We start from the raw sequence: 13,054 nt of genomic DNA, 5'->3' as shown, positions 1-13,054 counted from the left end.
GCCATCATTGGGCGGCCTCGCCGGCATCCACGAACGGTTTCAACATGTCGCCTTCCAATACTTTCACCTGCGCTTCGACACTGTCGAGCTGGGTGGCGCAATACTTGACCAGTTCCGAGCCGCGCTGATACGCCGCGACCGATGCTTCCAGCGGCAACTGGCCCGCTTCCATTTGCGTTACCAGCTGCGCCAGTTCCGCCATTGCCTCTTCAAACGAGGCCGGCGCTGCGGCAGCGGCAGTTAATTTCTTCGACATAGACTCAGATCTCTTCGTGGCACGAGGGGCTTGTAGGGAGACGCCGGGGATTCCCGGCCAGCATAGAAGCGTTATTTTAGAACAAACCACACTATTAAGTGAAAACTTAAGCGCAATCGACGCGCTCAAAGTCAATAGCGTTGCCAGCTTGTCAGTGGATTTTAGCCGAATCGCCCCTCTCCGCCGGAAATTGCGCGCCAAATGACAATGTTTCTCATTAATAGCCTATTTGCCGGGGGGGTTTTGATAATGCCGAGGCCGATCCGCGCTATAATCGCCGGTTCTGTCCGAAATACCGTTTCAACAAATTTGAATTCAGGTCTTTGCGGATTCTTTCTCTCTGTAGCGGTTGCCCAGGGAATGGCCTGGGGCACTGCTGACCGTTGTACATTTATGGGGGGTTGGGATGTCCGATCTGGCTACTCACGCCAAGCTGGCGCGTTCAAACGCGCAACTTCCGGTCCACGTCTATTTTGACGAAACGCTGTTGCAGCGTGAAATGCAGCAATTGTTCCAAGCCGGCCCGCGCTATGTCGGGCATGCGTTGATGGTGCCGGAAACCGGCGATTTTGCGACCCTGGCGTCTGAGAACGAAGGGCGCATGCTCGTGCGCAACGCCAATGGCATCGAAGTACTGTCCAACGTGTGCCGCCACCGGCAGGCGCTGATGTTCAATGGCCGCGGCAATGCGAACCATATCGTCTGCCCGCTGCACCGCTGGACCTACGACCTCAAGGGTGAATTGATCGGCGCGCCGCATTTCCCCGAGACGCCGTGCCTGAACCTGTCGAAAACGCCGCTGCAAAGCTGGAATGGCTTGCTGTTCGAGCAAAATGGCTACAACGTGATGGAAAAATTGAAAGATTTGTCCGTCTCGAAAGACCTCGATTTTTCCGGCTATATGTTCGACCACGTGGAAATCCACGAGTGCGACTACAACTGGAAGACCTTCATCGAAGTCTATCTGGAAGACTATCACGTGGAACCGTTCCACCCGGGCCTGGGCAGCTTCGTCAGCTGCGACGACCTGCGCTGGGAATTCGGCAAGGATTACAGCGTGCAAACGGTGGGCGTGCACCGCGGCTTGCAGCAGGCCGGTTCGCCTGCCTACAAGAAATGGCAGGAGCAGGTGCTGCAATTCCGTGGCGGCGAAGCGCCGCCGTATGGCGCCATCTGGCTGACCCTGTATCCGAACATCATGGTCGAATGGTATCCGCACGTGCTGGTCGTCTCGACCCTGTGGCCCGATGGCCCGCAAAAGACGCGCAACGTGGTGGAGTTTTATTACCCAGAAGAAATTGTGTTGTTCGAGCGCGACTTCGTCGAAGCGGAACGGGCTGCCTACATGGAAACCTGCGTCGAGGACGATGAAATCGCCCAGCGCATGGATGCCGGCCGCAAGGCCCTGATGGCGCGCGGCGTGAGCGAAGTGGGGCCTTACCAGTCGCCGATGGAAGATGGCATGCAGCATTTCCACGAGTGGTACCGCAACAATATCGAACTGTAACTCCCTCAAGGGCCGCCTCATGCGGCCTTTTTCATTTTCATCACCAGGATTTACTCATGCAATCGCTTTGGATGTTATTCGCCAGTTTCATGTTCGCCATCATGGGCGTGTGCGTCAAATTGGCGTCGGATATGTATTCGACCTCCGAAATCGTCATGTACCGCGGCATCATCGGCATGACCGTCATGAGCTGCACGATTTTGTACCAGGGCGGCAGCTTTAAAACCACGATGCCGGGCCAGCATCTGTGGCGCGGCGTGGTGGGCGTGATCGCCCTGTGGCTGTGGTTTTATGCCATCGCCATCCTGCCGCTGGCCACGGCCATGACGCTCAATTACATGGCGCCCATCTGGATCGCCGTGATCCTGCTGGCCGGCGGCTGGTGGAAAGCGACGAAGCAAGTCGAGTGGCCGCTGGTGGCGGCCATTGCCATGAGCTTTGTCGGCGTGACCCTGCTGCTGCAACCCGTGTTCGAGACGGACCAGGCGGCCGGCGCCATCACGGCCTTGATTTCCGGCATGCTGTCGGCCCTCGCCTATTTGCAGGTGCGCAAGCTGGGCTTGCTGGGCGAACCCGAATACCGGGTCGTGTTTTATTTCTCGGTCGTCAACTTCCTGGCCGGCGTGATCGGCCACGTGGCCAGCGCCGGCGGCGGCCCCGTCGTCTGGCACGCACACACGAGCGGCTATGGCATCGGCTTGCTGGCCGCCATCGGCCTGTGCGCCACCATGGCGCAGATGGCCATGACGCGCGCCTATCGCCTGGGCAAGACCCTTGTGGTTGCCAATTTGCAATACACGGGCATCGTCTTTTCCAGCTTCTGGGGCGTGGTGATCTTTGGCGACCTGTTCGACTGGCATGGCTGGGCCGGCATCGGCATCATTCTCGCTTCCGGCATCGCGGCAACCTATTACAATACCCGCAACACGGCCCGAGGCGCGGCGATAGCGCGCACGGATCCGATTGCCAGCGAAGTGTAAAGGAGCGTTCCTGATGTACACCACCTTGTTACAGGCCAGCGAACTGGCCAGCCACCTGAATGACAGCAACTGGGTCATCCTCGATTGCCGCCACGATTTGCTCAACCCGACGGCCGGCAGCGACGCGTTTGCCGCCGGCCACATCCAGAACGCGCAGTTTGCCGATATCGACACGGCCCTGTCCAGCCGCAAGACGGCGCGCGGCCCGGCCTTTACGGGACGGCATCCCTTGCCCGAGCGCAACGCCCTGCTGGCCACCCTGCGCGGCTGGGGCATCAATGACGACACGCAAGTGGTCGCCTACGACGGCCAGGGCGGCATGTTCGCCGCCCGTGTGTGGTGGCTGCTGCGCTGGCTCGGCCATCCGAATGTGGCCGTGCTCGACGGCGGCCTGGCCACCTGGCAGGCGCAAGGCTTGCCGCTGGTCACGCCCGTGGCGCCCCGCCCTGTCGGCACCCTGACGGAAAAAGCCAGCCTGACACGCACGGTCAGCGTGCAGGACGTCATCGCCAACCTGGAAACCCAGGCGCTGACGGTGATCGACGCGCGCGCTCCCGACCGTTATCGGGGCGAGAACGAAACCATCGACCCCGTCGGTGGCCACATCCCCGGCGCTAAAAACCGTTTTTTCAAAGATAACTTGCAGGCGGATGGCCGCTTCAAGAGCGCGGACGAACTGCAGCGCGATTTCAGCGCATTGTTTGACGCACCGCAAGCGGCCATCCTGCAGTGCGGCTCCGGCGTGACGGCTTGCCACAACCTGCTGGCCCTGGAAGTGGCAGGTTTACCTGGCGCGGCCCTGTATCCGGGCTCGTGGAGCGAATGGTGCGCCGATCCGGCGCGGCCCGTGGCGACAGGAAATTAAAAAATGGCGGACCAGATGGTCCGCCATTTTTTACCAGTGGATAACTACGACGTTATCCCCAGCGATTGATTCAAGCGCTCCAGCTCCGCCTGCCATGCCAGCTGGCTGGCCGGCTTCTGGTGGCGCGGCTTGCGGGCCAGATCCTCGGCCAGCAATTGCTCCAGTTCGCACAAGCGCTCCAGCTGCACGTCGATGTCCGTCAGGACCGCAGACGCATGCTCCACGCGCGGCGCGGGCGTCAACGCTTGCCCATCTTCCGCGCTCAGCCGTGCATACGCGCTGGCCGCGTCAGGCCACTCTTCCAGTCCGCCATCGGCCACCACCCAAAACCGGTTGCACGCCGTCTCGATCAGGTCACGGTCGTGCGACACCAATAAACAGCCGCCGGCAAAGCCGCGCAAGGCTAGTCCCAGTTCCGCCTTGCCCTGCATGTCCAGGTGGTTGCTGGGCTCGTCCAGCAGCAGCAAGTGGTAACTGGCCATGGACAGCCCCAGAAACAGCAGCCGCGCCCGCTCGCCGCCACTCAGGGTAGCGACTGTCTGGCCATGGCGCGCATACGGAAAGCCAGCCGCAATCAACGCCTGCTTGCGCGCCACCTGGCTGCGCGCAGCCTCGTTTTGCACGGCAAACGGGTAGAGGGCGTCGGCCAGATCAGCCGTATCGGCCAGTTGCTTGAGCGACTGGTCGTAATAGCCGATGTTTGCCGCCTTGTGGTAGCGCAAGTCGCCCCGTTCCTCCTGTGCCTGGATCGCTTGCCAGCACAGGCGCAGCAAGGACGACTTGCCGCTGCCGTTGGCGCCCAGCAAGGCGATGCGATCGCCCGGTTTCAGCCACAGCTGGCCCACGTGGAACAGCAGCGGCGAGGCAGGCACGGCGCGCACGTCCAGGGCATCCAGCGCCAGCAGCTGGTCGGCCGCCAGCGCCTTGCCGCGCAGGCTCAAGCGCCACGGCGCGCCGTCGCTGACGAAGGACTGTTCATCCTGCAGCTTGTCGATGCGCCGCTGCATGCTCTTCGCCTTGCGCGCCATGCCGACGTTATCGTATATCTTGCCCCACAGGGCCAGGCGGGTGCTGCTCACGGCCAGGCGGTCGATTTCCTTCTGTTCGGCCGCATGGCGGGCGGCCGCGGCAAGATCGGCTTCGGCCAGCGCCGCCAGCGCGGGGCCGCACGGCAAGTCGAAGTCGTACAGGCGGCTATCGCGCAAGATCCAGCTGCGCGTGGCCACATTGTCGAGCAAGCGCTGGTCGTGCGAGACGAGGATGAAGGCGCCGCGCCAGGCCAGCAGGAATTGCTCCAGCCACAGCAGCGACGGCAAGTCCAGGTGATTGCTCGGCTCATCGAGCAACAGCACGTTCGGCTCCTGCAGCAGGGCGCGCCCCAGCAGCAGCCGCGTGTGCTGGCCGCCGGATAAGGAATGCACGGGTACTTGCGCCGTCTCGTGCTCGAAGCCTAACTCGGCCAGCAGGCTGTCGACGCGCCAATGCAGCTCAGGCTGGTCCAGCACGGGCGCCAGCAAGGCGTCGTACAGGCTCAGGCTGGCAAGTTCCGCCGGCAAATGCTGTTCCACATGCTGCAAGCGGCAGGCACGGGCGTAGTGGATGGTGCCGGCAGTGGCTTCCCGCGTGCCGCTGAGCAATCCCAGCAAGGTGGATTTGCCGCAGCCATTGTGGCCGATCAGGCCGATGCGGTCGCCCTGGCGCAAGGTAAAGGCGAGTTCATTGAAGAGGAAACCGTCGTGGGTATCCAGTTGTAAAGCTTGTGTCGAGATAAGGGTAGTCATGGCTCTTGTCTTTATTCAGGATGCAAGCATCCGCGTTAACAGGAGCGCTAACGACAACGGAGTACCAGGAAAGGACTCGTGTAGGAGGGTAACTTTGCTCTGGCCGGGTTATCGCAGCGCGATAGAACGTGGGCAAGAGCTGGCAAATGCGCTTAAAGAGCGTGCGCGCCACAAGGCGAGCAACAAATTTTCTTCCATGATATTTTCCTCCTTTCTGTGCAAGTTAGTCAGAAAGACAATATAGCATAGGTGGCACTGCGCCGACAGAACGGCGTATCAACCGCCGTGGCGCTTGTGCGTCAAAAACAGCACGATGCACACACCCAGCGCGATCAACAGCACTTGCGGGATGGTTTCGCGCAAGGTGGCGCGGCGCTGCATCTGCGGCATCAAGTCGGACAGAGCTATATAAATGAAGCCGGACGAGGCGAACACGAGCACGTACGGGATCAAATTGCTGGCGCGGTCCAGGGTGAAATAGCCGAGCAAGCCGCCCGCCACCGCCATCAGGCTGCACAGCAGATTGAAGATGTAGGCGCGCAAGCGCGAGAAGCCGGCATTGAGCAGTACGATGAAGTCGCCGATTTCCTGCGGGATTTCATGCGCGATGATGGCCAGGCCCGTCACCAGGCCCAGCTTCGGGTCGGCCAGGAAGGCGGCGGCGATCAGGATGCCGTCCGTAAAGTTGTGCATGCCGTCGCCGACGAGAATCATCCAGCCGGCCTTGCCCGCTTCGTGCTTGTCGTGGCCGTGCGCGTGGTGGTGGCCATCGCCTTCGTGGTGGTGCGAATGGCGCAGGATGGCGAATTTTTCCAGCATGAAAAAGGCCAGCAAGCCCGCCAGCAAGGTGGCGAACAGGCTGCGCGGATCCGCCTGCGATTCAAACGCTTCGGGCAAGGCGTGCAGCAAGGACGTCGACAGCATGATGCCAACGGACAAGCTGACCATGCGCTCAACCACTTTGGAGAGGAATGCAAACGAAAAGATCGCCGCCGCGGTAATGCTGAACACGCCCGCGATCGTGGTCGCGAGCAAAATGGATATAAGGACGGGATCGATGATTTTCTTACCTCAAAATGGCGCCGGGTCACTGGCGCCCGCGATGCTGGCGTCTGGCCTGATGAATGCGTTGTTATCTATTGTTTAATTTTTTGCGCGTCTGGCGGCAGCGTAGCGCGATGAAGATGCAATTGTACTGCATTGGCGCGCACCGGGCATTTTACAGCCCGGTGCGCCTTTCGCGCCAACTTCTGGAAGATGGGGTATTTTTCTGTTGCGGATCACGCCACGCCGTGGCGCTTGAACCAGGCTAAACAACGCGCATAGCCGTCCTTCGCATCGGCCGCCACATAGCTGGAGCGATAATCGGCATTGAAGGCATGGCCCGCATCGGGATACACGACAAATTCCGACTTGTTGCCGCCCTTGGCCAGCGCATCCTTCATCTTGCCGATCGATTCCTGGCTGATGCCCGTATCCTTGCCGCCATACAAGCCCAGCACGGGGACCTTCAAGGTAACAGCAATATCGATGGGATTGCTCGGCTGCAAGGGAGTCGGCTCGCCCACCAGGCGGCCATACCAGGCCACGCCCGCCTTGAGGGCCGGATTGTGCGCCGCGTACAACCACGTGATGCGCCCGCCCCAGCAAAAGCCCGTGATGCCCAGGCGGCTCGTGTCGCCGCCATTCTGTTTCGCCCACGCAACAACAGCATCGAGGTCCGCCATCACTTGCGCATCCGGCGTCTTGGCGATGATGCCTTTCATCAACTCAGGGATGCTGGCCACCTTGGTGGGATCGCCCTGGCGCACGAACAAATCGGGCGCCAGCGCCAGATAGCCCTGCTTGGCGAAGCGGCGCGCCATGTCAGCGATATGTTCATGCACGCCAAAGATTTCCGAAATGACCAGTACCACGGGCAATCCCGTCTTGCCTTCCGGCTGGGCCGCATACACGGGCACGGCCTGGCCATCGACCATCACCGACATGCTGCCCGTGACGAGACCGGCGGAATCCGTCTTGATGACGTTTTGCGCCGCCACGGGCAGCACGGCCACGGCAAAACCCGCGCCCAGCGCCACCTTCAGGAAACCACGCCGGCCATCCGGCCCGGACACACTGCTCTGGCCCAGCAAACTTTCACAATCGGTGATCATGTCGCTCATGCGTTTCTCCTGAAAATGTTGCATTAAGTGAAGTCAAATCTCTGGACCCAGACAAAATCGTAGCGAGCGGCCCCGAGTTCTGGCCGAGAAGCGCAACTGTGCCAGGGCACAGTGAGCATCGCAGGCCGGAAATCGCGCCGCGCAGTAGATTTGGTCTGGCGTCCTAGTGCGCTTCGTCCCAATTCTTACCAATACCGACTTCAGCCGTCAGCGGCACCTTCAGCGCGGCCACGCCGGCCATCAGTTCCGGCAGCTTGCGCTTGACCAGTTCCAGTTCCGCGTCCGGCACTTCCAGCACCAGTTCATCGTGCACCTGCATGATCATCTTCGTCTGCAAGCCATCCGTTTCCAGCCAGCCTTGCACGGCGATCATGGCCAGCTTGATCAGGTCGGCCGCCGTGCCCTGCATCGGCGCGTTGATCGCCGCCCGTTCCGCGCCCTGGCGGCGCGGGCCGTTCGGCGAATTGATTTCCGGCAGCCACAAACGGCGGCCGAACACGGTTTCCACGTAGCCGCGCGCCTTCGCTTGCTGGCGCGTGTCTTCCATATACTGTTTCACGCCGGAAAAACGGGCGAAATATCGGTCGATATAGCTTTGCGCGGCCGTGCGGTCCACGCCCAGGTTACCGGCCAGGCCGAATGCGCTCATGCCGTAGATCAAGCCGAAGTTGATGACCTTGGCGTAGCGGCGCTGCTCGCTCTGCACTTCCGCGGCCGGCACGCCAAATATCTCGGCGGCCGTGGCGCGGTGAATGTCGATGCCGTCGGCAAACGCGCGCAGCATGGCTTCATCGCCCGAGATGTGCGCCATGATGCGCAATTCGATCTGCGAATAGTCGGCCGAAACGATGTGGCTGCCCGGCGGGGCAATAAACGCTTCGCGGATGCGGCGCCCTTCCGCGCTGCGGATGGGAATATTCTGCAAGTTCGGGTCATTCGACGCCAAACGCCCCGTCACGGCCACGGCTTGCGCATAATTCGTGTGCACGCGTCCCGTCGTGACGTTGATCATCTTCGGCAATTTATCCGTGTAGGTCGACTTCAGCTTGGCCATGCCCCGGTATTCGAGCAGGACTTTCGGCAGCGGATAATCCTCGGCCAGCTTTTGCAGCACTTCCTCGTCCGTCGAAGGCGCGCCCGTCGGGGTTTTCTTAATTACCGGCAGTTTCAATTTCTCAAAGAAAATTTCACCGATCTGCTTGGGCGAACCGAGGTTGAACGGCTGCTCGGCCAGCTCATACGCCTTCTTTTCCAGCTCGAGAATTTTCACGGCCAGCTCGGCGGACTGGATGTTAAGCAACTCGTCATCGATCAGCACGCCGTTGCGCTCGATCTTTTGCAAGACCACAGCCGTCGGCATTTCAATCTTTTCATAGATGAAGGTGAGTTTTTCATCGTTCGCCACATTGCCCCACATGGCATTGTGCAGGCGCAAGGTGACATCGGCATCCTCGGCCGCATACTTGGCCGCCTGCTCCACTTCCACCTGGTTGAACGTGATCTGCTTGGCGCCCTTGCCGCACACATCCTCGAACGGAATCGTCGTGTAGTTCAGGTGGCGCAGGGCCAGGCTGTCCATGTCGTGCTTCTTGTGCGACTCGAACACATACGATTCAAGCAGGGTATCGTGGGCGATGCCGCGCAACGTCACGCCGTGGTTGGCGAAGATGTGGCTGTCATATTTCAGGTTCTGGCCCAGCTTGGGCTTGTTGGCATCTTCCAGCCACGGGCGCAGTTTCGCCAGCACGTGTTCGCGCGTCAACTGTTCCGGCGCGCCCGCGTAATCGTGGGCCAGCGGGATGTAGCAGGCGGCGTGCTCTGCAACGGAGAGGGAAATGCCGACCATTTGCGCAGTCATCGGTTCCAGCGACGTGGTTTCCGTGTCGACAGCCGTCAGGGCAGCCGCATCGATCAGCGCGATCCATTTGTCCAGCTGCTCATCGGTCAGCACGGTTTCATACACGGCCTCGACTGCTGGCACGGCATCGGCGAACATGTCGCCGGTCGTATTGCTCGTCGCTATCGGTGCGCCAACAGGCGACATCGGCGGCGGCGTGGCGCCCAGTTCGCGCAGCAGGGCCTTGAAGCCGTAGCGGTTGAAGAAGGCCAGCAGCGCTTCCTTGTCTTCGTGTTTTGCCACGAGCGAGTCGGCGATGGTTGTCATGTGTTGCGACAAATCGCAATCGGTCTTGACAGTGATCAAGGCGCGCGCCTGCGGCAGCCATGGCAGGGCCGTGCGCAGGTTTTCACCGACGGCGCCGCCCACACTGGCCGCGTTTTCCATCACGCCTTCCAGGCTGTCGTACAAGGTCAGCCATTTGACGGCCGTCTTCGGGCCGCATTTCGACACGCCCGGCACGTTGTCGACCGTATCGCCGATCAGCGACAGATAATCGATGATGCGGTTCGGCGGCACGCCGAATTTGACCAGCACGGCCGCTTCGTCGAGCTTTTCATTGCTCATGGTATTGATCAGCATCACCTGGCTGTTGACCAGCTGCGCCAGATCCTTGTCGCCCGTGGACACCACCACGTTCATGCCGGCACTAGCGGCCTGCACGGCCAAAGTACCAATCACGTCGTCCGCTTCCACGCCGTCGACCATCAGGATCGGCCAGCCCATGGCGCGCACGGCTTCGTGGATCGGCTCGATCTGCAGGCGCAAGTCGTCCGGCATCGAGGCGCGCGTGGCCTTGTATTCGGGATACATGTCGTCGCGGAAAGTTTTACCTTTGGCATCGAACACGCAGGCGATGTAAGCGGCCGGGAAATCGGCGCGCAAACGGCGCAGCATGTTGACCATGCCGTGCATGGCGCCCGTGGGATAGCCGTCCGGGCTGCGCAGATCGGGCAGCGCATGGAAGGCACGATAAAGATAACTGGAACCGTCGACTAACAGCAGGGTGTTTTGCATAATGCCAATAAAATAAGGTGAGCCGCGCCAGCCGGGAAGACACAGCGGCGAACGGGCGGAATATCGCACAATTATCGCAGAGTTTAGGGCCGCGCCACCGGCCGCCACGCGTGCCGTTCCTGGTGTTTTTGCCACCCTGGCGGCCCCGTGCGGGCGCGCAGGCAGCCACTGCGGGCCATTTCGCCTCATTTAAACAGCATTGCCTACCAGTTTGTTACAATGCCTTATAGATAAATTGACGGCATTACACCACTGCACGCGCTGCAGTCCCACACATGGAAGCGAACCCATCATGATGCGTACATCGACACTCTGGACATTCCTCGCCCTGCCCCTGCTGGCATGTTCGGCCCTTGCCAGCGCCCAGACGCCGGCCAAACCGAGCGACGCGCCGCCACAGCTCGAACGTATCGAGGAAATGGGCGAAGCGCCCATCACCGTGGCGCCAGCCGCGGCCAAGCAGCAGATTACCGAAAAACGCGAAGCGGGCGTGACGTCCGAAGTGAAAGTCACGAGCGGCGGCAGCACGTATTACATGAAGCCGGCCGCTGGCGCCGACCAGGCCCACGGCGGCGCCCTGCGCGGCCCGCAATGGAAAGTGCTGGAATTTGACCTGGGCAAGAAGAAACAGAAACAACGCGATGAAGAGGCAGCGGACGCACCAGCGCCGCCCGCACCAGCGAAGTAAGCAGCCACTCTCTTCTGCCCTGCCCCGGCCACCTGCGGGGCAGCCGGCTTTTTTTGACCTTTTAGACCATTCCCCTCTTTCCCATGGCAGTTTTTACCGCGCTACACCTGGACGATATCGGCCAGTGGATCACGCAATTTCCACTCGGCAAACCTCTGGCGCTCAAGGGCATCGCGTCCGGCATCGAAAACAGCAATTTCTTCCTGAGCACGGAGCGCGGCGAGTATGTGCTGACGATCTTTGAAAACCTCAGCTTCGAGCAATTGCCGTTTTATCTGCAACTGATGCGCCATTTGGCGGACCGGGGCGTGCTGGTGCCGGCGCCGATCGCCAATGCCGACGGCGAACTGGTGACGGCCCTGCAAGGCAAGCCTGCCGCCATCGTCAGCAAACTCGACGGCAGCTCGCAGATGGCGCCGCAAGCCGTGCATTGCGCGGCTGTCGGCGCCATGCTGGCAAAAATGCACCTGGCGGCGCAGGACTTCCCCCTGCAGCAGCCGAATCTGCGCGGTCTGGACTGGTGGAACACCACCACGCCGCTGGTCTTGCCGCACCTCGACGATGCCAAGGCGCATCTGCTGCGCGCGGAAATCCATTTCCAGGACGCCTTTGCTGCCTGCGATACCTATAAAGCCATCCCGCGCGGTCCCGTGCATGCCGACTTGTTCCGCAACAACGTCATGTTTGACGGCGAACAACTGACGGGTTTTTTCGACTTTTACTTTGCCGGCTGCGACACCTGGCTGTTCGACGTGGCCGTCACCGTCAACGACTGGTGCGTGGACCTGGCCACGGGTGTGCTCGACACGGCAAGAGTGCGCGCCCTGCTCGACGCCTACCAGGCCGTGCGCCCGTTTACGCATGAAGAACAGACGGCATGGCAACCGATGCTGCGCGCCGCCGCGCTGCGCTTCTGGCTGTCGCGCCTGTACGATTATTACCAGCCGCGCGAAGCGGAAATGCTGACCCCGCACGACCCCACGCATTTCGAACGCATTCTGCGCGAACGTATCGCCACACCTGCCCCGGAACTGTTTTAAACATGGAAAAATTACCTGCAAGTACAGGTTGGCAATGGGTGAAACAAGGCTTCGCCCTGTTTCGCAAGCAACCTGGCGGCATGTCGATGCTGTTTCTCGGCTATATGTTCTGCATGCTGGCCGTCAGCATCGTGCCCGTGCTCGGCCAATTGCTGCCCGTCATCCTGGTGCCCGTGTTTTCCGTCGCCTTCGTGCAAGGCTGCCTGAATATCGACCAGGGCAAGCGCGTCCTGCCCAGCCTGCTGATCTCGGGCTTCCGCAAGCCGGCCTTTCCTTCCCTGTTCGGCCTGGGCGTGCTGTACATCCTGATGGCCATCGTCGCCATTGGCGCCTCGACCCTGGTCGATGATGGCTTGCTGTGGCAACTGGTCACCGGGCAATTGACGGAGGAGGCGGCGCGCACCGCCATCCCCGAATCGCGCCTGGGCCTGGGCATCCTGCTGGCCATCGTGCTGTACGTGCCGGCCGCCATGGCCTTCTGCTTTGCCGCACCGCTGATCTACTGGAAACAAACGGGGCTGGGCAAGGCGCTGTTCTTCAGCTTTTTCGCCGTCTGGCGCTCGCTGTCGGCCTTCATCGTCTTCGCCGCCACCTGGTTCGCCATCAGCGTCGTCACCAGCCAGTTGCTGGCCGTCATCTTCGGCCGCACGCCGCTGATGATGCAACTGATGATGCCGCTGTCGATGATCTTGACCATCATCATGCATTGCTCGTTCTATGCCGCCTACCGCCAGATCTTCGGCCTACCCGTCGATGAGAGCAAGACGGTGTCGCTGGACAAGACCGGCGAGTGATCGCCGGCCAGATGTAAAAAGGGGCAGCCTGCGCAGGCTGCCCCTTTTTTATGGCCGCTGATTG

12 protein-coding genes are annotated in these 13,054 nt (G+C 61.0%); 7 read left to right on the top strand and 5 right to left on the bottom strand.

The genetic code is table 11. The annotated features are described in order from the left end of the window. Positions 1 to 4: 4 nt before the first annotated feature. Positions 5 to 256, bottom strand: a complete 252-nt coding sequence (locus AC3IQ7_RS05150; protein WP_046683420.1) for an exodeoxyribonuclease VII small subunit — start codon at positions 254 to 256, stop codon at positions 5 to 7. A 406-nt stretch (positions 257 to 662) separates the two neighbouring features. On the opposite strand from AC3IQ7_RS05150, the gene AC3IQ7_RS05145 reads away from it, so the two are divergent. Genes AC3IQ7_RS05145 through AC3IQ7_RS05135 form a run of 3 tightly spaced genes read left to right on the top strand, consistent with a single transcriptional unit; the run spans position 663 to position 3,608 of the window. Next, the gene (locus AC3IQ7_RS05145; RefSeq protein WP_046683421.1) at positions 663 to 1,763 is read left to right on the top strand and encodes an aromatic ring-hydroxylating oxygenase subunit alpha; all 1,101 of its coding nucleotides are present in this window, start codon (positions 663 to 665) and stop codon (positions 1,761 to 1,763) included. A 56-nt stretch (positions 1,764 to 1,819) separates the two neighbouring features. Continuing rightward, positions 1,820 to 2,743, top strand: coding sequence for a DMT family transporter (locus AC3IQ7_RS05140; protein ID WP_035824654.1), 924 nt, complete (start codon positions 1,820 to 1,822; stop codon positions 2,741 to 2,743). Positions 2,744 to 2,756: 13 nt separating this feature from the next. Then, a complete protein-coding gene (locus AC3IQ7_RS05135) occupies positions 2,757 to 3,608 on the top strand; it encodes a sulfurtransferase (protein ID WP_489208522.1) in 852 nt (283 codons plus the stop codon). Positions 3,609 to 3,652: 44 nt separating this feature from the next. Here AC3IQ7_RS05135 and AC3IQ7_RS05130 read toward each other — a convergent pair whose 3' ends face one another. After that, on the bottom strand, positions 3,653 to 5,389 hold the full coding sequence (locus tag AC3IQ7_RS05130) for an ABC-F family ATP-binding cassette domain-containing protein (RefSeq protein ID WP_489208521.1): 1,737 nt from the start codon (positions 5,387 to 5,389) through the stop codon (positions 3,653 to 3,655). 276 nt (positions 5,390 to 5,665) lie between these two features. Beyond that, positions 5,666 to 6,400, bottom strand: a complete 735-nt coding sequence (locus AC3IQ7_RS05125) for a ZIP family metal transporter (protein ID WP_034785349.1) — start codon at positions 6,398 to 6,400, stop codon at positions 5,666 to 5,668. Here AC3IQ7_RS05125 and AC3IQ7_RS05120 point away from each other — a divergent pair. After that, positions 6,312 to 6,536: a hypothetical protein gene (locus tag AC3IQ7_RS05120; RefSeq protein ID WP_233516289.1), complete on the top strand. Its 225-nt coding sequence runs from the start codon at positions 6,312 to 6,314 to the stop codon at positions 6,534 to 6,536. The genes AC3IQ7_RS05125 and AC3IQ7_RS05120 overlap by 89 nt on opposite strands. Before the next feature lie 133 nt (positions 6,537 to 6,669). Here the strand turns inward: AC3IQ7_RS05120 and AC3IQ7_RS05115 are convergent, their stop codons facing one another. Beyond that, positions 6,670 to 7,554 carry a dienelactone hydrolase family protein gene (locus AC3IQ7_RS05115; RefSeq protein ID WP_489208520.1) on the bottom strand — a complete coding sequence of 295 codons (885 nt, stop codon included), beginning with the start codon at positions 7,552 to 7,554 and terminating at the stop codon, positions 6,670 to 6,672. Positions 7,555 to 7,717: 163 nt separating this feature from the next. Continuing rightward, complete coding sequence (polA, locus tag AC3IQ7_RS05110) at positions 7,718 to 10,468, bottom strand: DNA polymerase I (protein WP_489208519.1); 2,751 nt, start codon at positions 10,466 to 10,468, stop codon at positions 7,718 to 7,720. Between the two features lie 292 nt (positions 10,469 to 10,760). Between polA and AC3IQ7_RS05105 the strand changes: the two genes are divergently transcribed. From AC3IQ7_RS05105 to AC3IQ7_RS05095, 3 genes are all read left to right on the top strand, one after another. Next, a complete protein-coding gene (locus AC3IQ7_RS05105; RefSeq protein WP_035824640.1) occupies positions 10,761 to 11,156 on the top strand; it encodes a hypothetical protein in 396 nt (131 codons plus the stop codon). An 83-nt stretch (positions 11,157 to 11,239) separates the two neighbouring features. Continuing rightward, positions 11,240 to 12,196 carry a homoserine kinase gene (locus tag AC3IQ7_RS05100; RefSeq protein WP_489208518.1) on the top strand — a complete coding sequence of 319 codons (957 nt, stop codon included), beginning with the start codon at positions 11,240 to 11,242 and terminating at the stop codon, positions 12,194 to 12,196. A 2-nt stretch (positions 12,197 to 12,198) separates the two neighbouring features. Further along, positions 12,199 to 12,990 (top strand): BPSS1780 family membrane protein, encoded by a 792-nt coding sequence (locus AC3IQ7_RS05095; protein ID WP_099379697.1) that lies wholly within the window; start codon positions 12,199 to 12,201, stop codon positions 12,988 to 12,990. Positions 12,991 to 13,054 lie beyond the last annotated feature (64 nt).

Source organism: Janthinobacterium sp. GL_088 (genome assembly GCF_057837845.1).
The sequence above is the reverse complement of the archived record's forward strand: the minus strand, read 5'-3'. Positions and strand labels throughout refer to the sequence as shown.

Coding starts and splice junctions, on each gene's coding strand:
- AC3IQ7_RS05145 (WP_046683421.1), top strand. CDS start 663: ATGTCCGATCTGGCTACTCACGCCAAGCTGGCGCGTTCAAACGCGCAA.
- AC3IQ7_RS05120 (WP_233516289.1), top strand. CDS start 6,312: ATGATGCCAACGGACAAGCTGACCATGCGCTCAACCACTTTGGAGAGG.
- AC3IQ7_RS05150 (WP_046683420.1), bottom strand. CDS start 256: ATGTCGAAGAAATTAACTGCCGCTGCCGCAGCGCCGGCCTCGTTTGAA.
- AC3IQ7_RS05130 (WP_489208521.1), bottom strand. CDS start 5,389: ATGACTACCCTTATCTCGACACAAGCTTTACAACTGGATACCCACGAC.
- AC3IQ7_RS05140 (WP_035824654.1), top strand. CDS start 1,820: ATGCAATCGCTTTGGATGTTATTCGCCAGTTTCATGTTCGCCATCATG.
- AC3IQ7_RS05135 (WP_489208522.1), top strand. CDS start 2,757: ATGTACACCACCTTGTTACAGGCCAGCGAACTGGCCAGCCACCTGAAT.
- AC3IQ7_RS05115 (WP_489208520.1), bottom strand. CDS start 7,554: ATGAGCGACATGATCACCGATTGTGAAAGTTTGCTGGGCCAGAGCAGT.
- AC3IQ7_RS05100 (WP_489208518.1), top strand. CDS start 11,240: ATGGCAGTTTTTACCGCGCTACACCTGGACGATATCGGCCAGTGGATC.
- AC3IQ7_RS05095 (WP_099379697.1), top strand. CDS start 12,199: ATGGAAAAATTACCTGCAAGTACAGGTTGGCAATGGGTGAAACAAGGC.
- polA (WP_489208519.1), bottom strand. CDS start 10,468: ATGCAAAACACCCTGCTGTTAGTCGACGGTTCCAGTTATCTTTATCGT.
- AC3IQ7_RS05105 (WP_035824640.1), top strand. CDS start 10,761: ATGATGCGTACATCGACACTCTGGACATTCCTCGCCCTGCCCCTGCTG.